The sequence below is a fragment of the Vibrio sp. V03_P4A6T147 genome (assembly GCF_002241085.1).
Lineage (GTDB): Bacteria > Pseudomonadota > Gammaproteobacteria > Enterobacterales > Vibrionaceae > Vibrio > Vibrio anguillarum.
The window spans coordinates 1-6,400 of record NZ_NDIO01000396.1 but is presented as its reverse complement, the minus strand read 5'-3'; the positions used below and the strand labels follow the sequence as shown (position 1 = coordinate 6,400).

The window sequence follows — 6,400 nt, the reverse complement described above, 5'->3', positions numbered from 1 at the left end:
ACATTATGCTTACAATTGGCCTAAAGTGAGTAGAAGGGAAAGTTTCTATGATGTTGCAGGAACAAGTGATCACACAGCTAGCCGTGAATACGGTGCAAAATGCCAATTGTGTCGTAATGGTGCCGCCAAAAGAGTTCAAATTTAACGCTCAAACGGCACAAGATAATGAATTTCAACACCAAGTTGCATTGAGTACCGAACAAGTTCGCATCCAAGCCATGGCCGAATATCAAAGCATGGTTGAGACACTGCGTCTCGAAGGCGTACAAGTGGTGGAGTTTGATTACCCATTATCTGAAGTGGAAACGCCAGATGCCGTCTTTCCCAATAACTGGTTTAGCACTACGCCAGAGGGAACCTTGTTTACCTTTCCGATGGCTTGTAAAAATCGACAGCAAGAAGTGCGCCCACAAGCGTTGGTTGAAGCCCTTACTTTGTCAGGCCGAAAGGTATTGGCGCAAGATTCGTTGCTCGCGTATCAAGACCAGCAGGCTTATCTTGAAAGCACCGGTGTGATGGTGATGGATCACCTTAATCGAACCATCTATTCGGCGTTGTCACAGCGCTGCGACCGTGAAGTGCTAGAGGAGTACGCTAAACGTATCGGTTATGATCGCGTGGTCTCTTTTCAAACGGCGTTGCCTTCAGGCCAACCGGTTTATCACACCAATGTGATGATGGCGGTTGGTGAAGCATTCTGCGTGATTTGCGATGAAGTGATCCCGGAGTTTGAACGCCGTTTTGTGGTTAAATCACTGGCCAAAGATAAACAGATCATCTCAATTTCACTTGAGCAGATGAACTGTTTCTGCGGCAACATTTTACAATTAGAAACGGCGGCAGGAGATAAAGTGATCGCTATGTCACAATCGGCGTTTGATGCCTTTTCGCTGGCGCAGCGTGCGCAGCTGGCCAGTCACGGTAAGTTACTGCCGTGTAATGTGAAGACCATTGAGGATATTGGCGGTGGTTCGGTGAGATGTATGTTAGGGGAAGTATTTTTGCCTGCTATTGGCTAAGATTGATGTACTCAACGCCATTTTTGCCATTTTTCTTCACCTGATACATTGCTTGGTCGGCCAATTCATATAAGGTTTCAAAAGTATGCGTTGAGGTTGTGAATTGGCAAACACCAATACTAAAGCCAATTTGCACTTCTCCATGGCTTAATTTTAGTGGTGAATAGGCTTTGGTGAGCAAACTATCGATAAACTGCTTTAACGTTTCTGTGCTTTGATTGGTGCACAAGAGGACAAACTCATCGCCGCCCAAACGAGCAATCGATGATGGTTGAGGCGCATTTTCTTGAAGCCATTGAGAAACTTGGAGCAGCACGAAATCCCCAGCTTGGTGCCCAAGATGATCATTGACGGTTTTAAAGTCATCCAAATCGATAAAAATCAGTGCCGCAGGGTGTTCGACAAGATCATTCATCTCGTCAAACTTAGTTTCTAACGCCTTTCGATTTAATAGGTTGGTTAATGGATCTTGCGCGGCGAGTTTGGAGAGTTCTAATTCATAATGTTTTTCATTGGTAATATCCGTGTGGGTGCCCATCATGCGCAGCGGCTTTCCATTCTCATCATATTCAACGATTCGGCCGCGATCCGACACCCAGCTTTGACCTCCATCTTTGCGGATCATCCGGTGTATGACCTGATAGGTGTCAGCCTTGCCATTCAAATGGTCCTCAAAAGCGCCCACGGCTAAGTCATAATCATCGGGGTGGAGCTTGCTTTTCCAAATGTCGACGGTGGCGTCGAGCTCGTGTGATTGATAGCCAAGCATATCACCCCATTCTCTATTGAATATTTTAAGGGTTCCGCTAGGAATGTGTTGTTCCCAAAGACAAAGACCAGTGCCTTCTAACGTTGCATTCAGTTTTTCTTCAAGAGAGCTGTTTTCTTTTTTGAGATGCTCAACTTGCTCTTCAAGCTGCTTGATTCGTTTTAAGTACTCTTCCATAAACCGTGATGAACCGAGTCTGCATTTATGTCGAGTGTGCCACAGTTTGCCGATGGATTCACAAGGTTGTTGATATCTTGTTCAACATATGTCTCATTTTTTCCCGTGGGTCACAAAGCTTATTTGGTTTGAATAAATTTGCTGTAGGTACTGACTCGGCCGTTGATGTACTCAATACCGCAGTGAATGCTCTGTTCGTTATTGCCAACAATCTGATATTCGACAATAAATTCACAGCTGATCACTTTGATAAATAAGAAACCGTCGATGACTTTCCATAATCCTTGCAGTGTTTTTTCACCAAACAGATCTCGCTCGGCCAACGTGCCATTAGGCTTTAAATGTAAAGCGGAAGAAAAACCGTCTACATTCACTTTTACCCAAGTATGCTGGTGAGCCTCAAAGCTTAATATTTTGCGTCGACACTTAACCCATTCTGCCAGCGCTTGCTCTTGGGTTGGGGTGAGCGTAGGGAGCGCTTCCATTTCTAAAAGGGTGTGATGCTTTTCATACCAGAAGAGTTGTAAGTGAAGTAATTTCATTGGTTCTCAGAGTGTTATGCATCGGGGCGTTATCAAAAAGCAACTCTGCGCGATTGTGTTGGTGATGTCAATATTTGCCAAGAAAAGCTACCGCGCTCACGGGGGAGAGGGCGCGGCATTATCCAATATGAGGATGAAGGATGCATAAAAGATGCATAAAAGATGCATAAAAGATGCACCCGAGCACAATTTATAGGTTGAATAAATGAGCTATAGGTTGAATAAACGAGGCGAATCAGCGGCATCGCAGGCTTGATTTAGCCGATGCTGCGCAACACGAATATTGTGTTTCCAATGTTCATCTTGCGCCCACATTTCGATCACCATAGGTACAACACAGTTTGCCTCTTTCAGCGTTTGGGAAATAGCATCAAAATTGACTTCTCCTTCACCAATCACCAAGTCTCGAAATTGGCCCGTGGAACTAGAGGTGACGCAATGAGTATCTTTAAGGTGGATCTGAGTAATGTGTGGCATACCAAGTGCCAATTCAGTACACACATCGTAGTTCCAACCTGAAATGTTGCCTACATCTGGATACGCCATAAAATAGGGGGAGGGTACTTCCCTCTTTAGTATTTCGAACTTGCTCAGTGAATTAAGATAGCTGGTATCCATGATCTCCACTGCCAGCATCACGCCAGCACGCTCGGCCAATTTGGCGGCAAGCTGCATGCCTTCAATGAAACGTTGATGAGTTTCTTTATTAGCGGGTTCGTAATAGACATCATAGCCTGCGAGTTGGATGGTGCGAATGCCCAGTTTGTAAGCTAAGGTAATTGCTTTCTCCATGTGCAGAATGGCTTGCTCTCTAATGGCGGGGTCTGACGAGCCAAAAGGAAACTTGCGGTGTGCACTTAGGCACATCGATTGTAGCGGGATTTGGTATTGCTCACACCATCTTCGTAGCTGATAGATGGTTGCATCATCCCAGTCTAAGCGTTGACGACGTTCATCCGACTCATCGACGGATATCTCTAAAAAATCAAACCCCAGCTCTTTTGTTGTGGCGAGCTTTTCTTCCCAACTGAAATGATTGGGGAGCGCTTTTTCATACAACCCGATACGTTGGCGTGGCAAATGCTGATACATACGGCCTCCTAGCACCAAAAACGATCGATTTGACTGCGCAGTGCTTCAGCAGTGACGCGACCTTTTTCACCGACCAATGCACGCCCCGCAATGAAGGTTTTGGCCTTAATGCCTTCAAATAAATAGAGATCTTCTGGAACGATGCCACCTGTGATGGAAAGCTCCAGCCCCATATTCGATAGGGTTCGCATCTTCTCAACATCTTCGCCTGTCCAACCAATACCGGCCAGTTCGGCATCTCTTGAACGGTGATAAATGGCTTGAGTGATACCAAGGTCAATCCACGCTTGTGCATCAGCAAAGGTCCAGTTGCCGTAAATTTCGATTTGGATTTCGCCATCCAGTTCATCGGCGACTTTCTTACACGCACTGATGGTAGCGATATGCGCTGCGGCAGAAACGGTGATCCAATCCGCGCCAGCTTCAAATGCCATCCGCGCTAAAATAGCGCCGCCATCGGTGGTTTTCATATCGCATACTAGAATATGGTCAGGGTGATTATGGCGTAACGTTTTGACGGCCTTCATGCCTTCAGCAAAGGCGAGGATGGTGCCCACTTCGATGACATCAACAAAGCTTGCTACGTTTTTTGCCACTTCGATGGCAGAAATAAGGTCAGTTTGGTCGAGAGCGATTTGGATCATTGGTTTAGTCATGAGAGTTATCCTTGAATTTTGTCACGGATCAAACGGGCGAGCCCGTCGTGATTGTTATCGGTTGTACAAATCAGTTTGGCGTGGGATTTCACCGTATCGTCGGCATTGAGCATCGCCACACCGAGCCCGGCGTAGTCGAGCATTGAAATGTCGTTATGGTTATCGCCGACAGCCAGCACGTGATTAGCGTGGTAGCCGAGCGATTGCACATATTCAGCCAAGCGCTGACCTTTACTGTTGCCTTTGGCAGCAAAGTCGACGCGATTCGACCATGAACGCTCGCCATTGAATGTCTCTTGTACCCAAGCTTGTTGGGCAAGGCGTTCAACGGAACTCGGTAGCCCTTCAACCACAAATTTCCAAATAAACGTTTCTTGCTCGACGCGGTGACGAAACGAGTCAATTTGCTCGATTTTGGGTTGTGCTGTTGGTGGGTACTGGCTGGCCCATTTTTCTAATGCTTGCATGTAGGCGATTGGGCTACGCTTGGAATAGGTCATCGCGTCGGTCACATACATCACCAGTTTCATTTGAAACTCTTTAGCCAGTGCAAGAAAGGTCAATGCATCGTGTTTGGTGATGGCATTGTGCTTGAGCACTTTTTCATTTTGGTAGTCATACACATACGTGCCGTTACAGCAGATGATGGGGGTTGTGAGCCCCAATTCTTGATAATAGGGTTTAGCCGCCGTGTGGTGGCGGCCAGTCACGATCACCACGTGGCAGTGTTGCTGCGCTTGTTGAATCGCCCGCTTTAGCTGAGGATGAATGGTGTGTTCATCAGTCAACACCGTGCCATCAAGATCGAGCGCGAGAACTTTATACATAGCCGCTACCTTTGGCCGTAGTAAGCGTTATCACCGTGCTTACGTTGATAGTGTTTATCGGATAATTCCGGTTGAATTTTGATGCCACTGTTGAGTGAACGAGTCGCCAGCGCCATGGCGGAAATCTCCTCCAAGACGACGGCGTTATGAACGGCATCGTTAGCATCTTTGCCCCAAGAGAAAGGAGCATGCCCGGCGACAATCACGCTTGGCACTGCCATCGGGTCAATGCGACGATGTTTGAACTCTTCGATGATCACAAGTCCGGTATTTTTCTCATATTGGCCAGTGATTTCATCGCAAGAAAGTTTGCGTGTGCAGGGGATGTCACCGTAAAAATAATCGGCGTGAGTGGTCCCTAAAGCAGGAATGTCAATGCCCGCTTGCGCCCAAATAGTGGCACTGCGCGAATGGGTGTGTACCACGCCGCCGATCTCTGGATAAGCTTTATAGAGTTCGAGGTGAGTGGCGGTATCACTGGATGGATTAAGTGTGCCTTCCACAATCGCGCCGTTAAGATCAACGATCACCATGTCATCGACTTTCATCACATCGTATTCTACGCCGGAAGGTTTGATGGCGATGACGCCCTTCTCGCGGTCTATTTCTGACACATTACCCCAAGTAAAAGTGACCAAACCGTATTGGGGAAGCTTAAGATTTGCCGCAAATACTCGCTGTTTTAGTTCGCTATACATGACATCCTCACTCGACCAATTGCGCCGCTAACGCTTCATCAATCACTTGGTAAACATCCTGCGCGGTACGACAACGGCGCAGTTTATCGAGATCAACGCCAGTCTCGCTCTCTTCATCATCCAGCACTTGGGTTACTTCCATTAATCCTTCCATATGCTGATCAGACGAGCTGCCAGCCAAGGTGATCAGCACATCGACTGGTTCATCTTCGCCGTCAAAATAGACAGGCGTTTGTAGCGTCACTAAAGCAAAGGCGGTTCTGATCACGCCATTTTCAGGACGAGCATGAGGCAGGGCAAGATTCGGCGCGATGACTATATACGGGCCTAATTGTTCAACGCTGCTGATGATGGCATCGTGATAGCAGGGGTGGATGGCTCCTGATTTGATCAGCCTATCCGTGCCAATTTTGATCGCCTCTTGCCAAGTGCTCGCCTGGGCATTTAATTGGATGGAATCATTGTCGATCAGTGATTGTTTCAGTCCCATGGTTCTATCTCCAGAGTGGGTGCCAGTGCGTCTGGCACCTATTGTTTTTGTACCTATCGTTTTTGTACTTATCGTTTTGTAGTAATAGCTATTTCAAAGTGACAAAGTTTTTATCGATGATATCGAGCAG

8 protein-coding genes are annotated in these 6,400 nt (G+C 47.0%); 1 reads left to right on the top strand and 7 read right to left on the bottom strand.

The features are described from left to right. The first annotated feature begins 47 nt into the window (after positions 1–47). Complete coding sequence (locus tag B9J84_RS15090) at positions 48–1,019, top strand: arginine deiminase-related protein (RefSeq protein WP_094124480.1); 972 nt, start codon at positions 48–50, stop codon at positions 1,017–1,019. Here the strand turns inward: B9J84_RS15090 and B9J84_RS15085 are convergent. The 7 genes from B9J84_RS15085 to B9J84_RS15055 form a co-directional block, all read right to left on the bottom strand. Beyond that, positions 1,009–1,965 carry a diguanylate cyclase domain-containing protein gene (locus B9J84_RS15085; RefSeq protein ID WP_094124479.1) on the bottom strand — a complete coding sequence of 319 codons (957 nt, stop codon included), beginning with the start codon at positions 1,963–1,965 and terminating at the stop codon, positions 1,009–1,011. The genes B9J84_RS15090 and B9J84_RS15085 overlap by 11 nt on opposite strands. Positions 1,966–2,084: 119 nt before the next feature. Beyond that, positions 2,085–2,507, bottom strand: coding sequence for a hypothetical protein (locus B9J84_RS15080; protein WP_094124478.1), 423 nt, complete (start codon positions 2,505–2,507; stop codon positions 2,085–2,087). A 210-nt stretch (positions 2,508–2,717) separates the two neighbouring features. Continuing rightward, on the bottom strand, positions 2,718–3,599 hold the full coding sequence (locus tag B9J84_RS15075) for an L-ribulose-5-phosphate 3-epimerase (RefSeq protein ID WP_029189691.1): 882 nt from the start codon (positions 3,597–3,599) through the stop codon (positions 2,718–2,720). A gap of 8 nt (positions 3,600–3,607) precedes the next feature. Further along, on the bottom strand, positions 3,608–4,255 hold the full coding sequence (locus B9J84_RS15070) for a 3-keto-L-gulonate-6-phosphate decarboxylase UlaD (RefSeq protein ID WP_047688778.1): 648 nt from the start codon (positions 4,253–4,255) through the stop codon (positions 3,608–3,610). 5 nt (positions 4,256–4,260) lie between these two features. Then, positions 4,261–5,082: a pyridoxal phosphatase gene (locus B9J84_RS15065; protein ID WP_064626588.1), complete on the bottom strand. Its 822-nt coding sequence runs from the start codon at positions 5,080–5,082 to the stop codon at positions 4,261–4,263. Between the two features lie 5 nt (positions 5,083–5,087). Then, on the bottom strand, positions 5,088–5,780 hold the full coding sequence (locus tag B9J84_RS15060) for an L-ribulose-5-phosphate 4-epimerase (RefSeq protein ID WP_094124477.1): 693 nt from the start codon (positions 5,778–5,780) through the stop codon (positions 5,088–5,090). Between the two features lie 7 nt (positions 5,781–5,787). Further along, a complete protein-coding gene (locus B9J84_RS15055) occupies positions 5,788–6,270 on the bottom strand; it encodes a PTS sugar transporter subunit IIA (protein ID WP_013868340.1) in 483 nt (160 codons plus the stop codon). Positions 6,271–6,400 lie beyond the last annotated feature (130 nt).

What these genes read in the sequence shown, in the direction of transcription:
- B9J84_RS15065 (WP_064626588.1), bottom strand. Translation starts at nt 5,082, where the DNA reads ATGTATAAAGTTCTCGCGCTCGATCTTGATGGCACGGTGTTGACTGAT.
- B9J84_RS15080 (WP_094124478.1), bottom strand. Translation starts at nt 2,507, where the DNA reads ATGAAATTACTTCACTTACAACTCTTCTGGTATGAAAAGCATCACACC.
- B9J84_RS15085 (WP_094124479.1), bottom strand. Translation starts at nt 1,965, where the DNA reads ATGGAAGAGTACTTAAAACGAATCAAGCAGCTTGAAGAGCAAGTTGAG.
- B9J84_RS15090 (WP_094124480.1), top strand. Translation starts at nt 48, where the DNA reads ATGATGTTGCAGGAACAAGTGATCACACAGCTAGCCGTGAATACGGTG.
- B9J84_RS15070 (WP_047688778.1), bottom strand. Translation starts at nt 4,255, where the DNA reads ATGACTAAACCAATGATCCAAATCGCTCTCGACCAAACTGACCTTATT.
- B9J84_RS15055 (WP_013868340.1), bottom strand. Translation starts at nt 6,270, where the DNA reads ATGGGACTGAAACAATCACTGATCGACAATGATTCCATCCAATTAAAT.
- B9J84_RS15075 (WP_029189691.1), bottom strand. Translation starts at nt 3,599, where the DNA reads ATGTATCAGCATTTGCCACGCCAACGTATCGGGTTGTATGAAAAAGCG.
- B9J84_RS15060 (WP_094124477.1), bottom strand. Translation starts at nt 5,780, where the DNA reads ATGTATAGCGAACTAAAACAGCGAGTATTTGCGGCAAATCTTAAGCTT.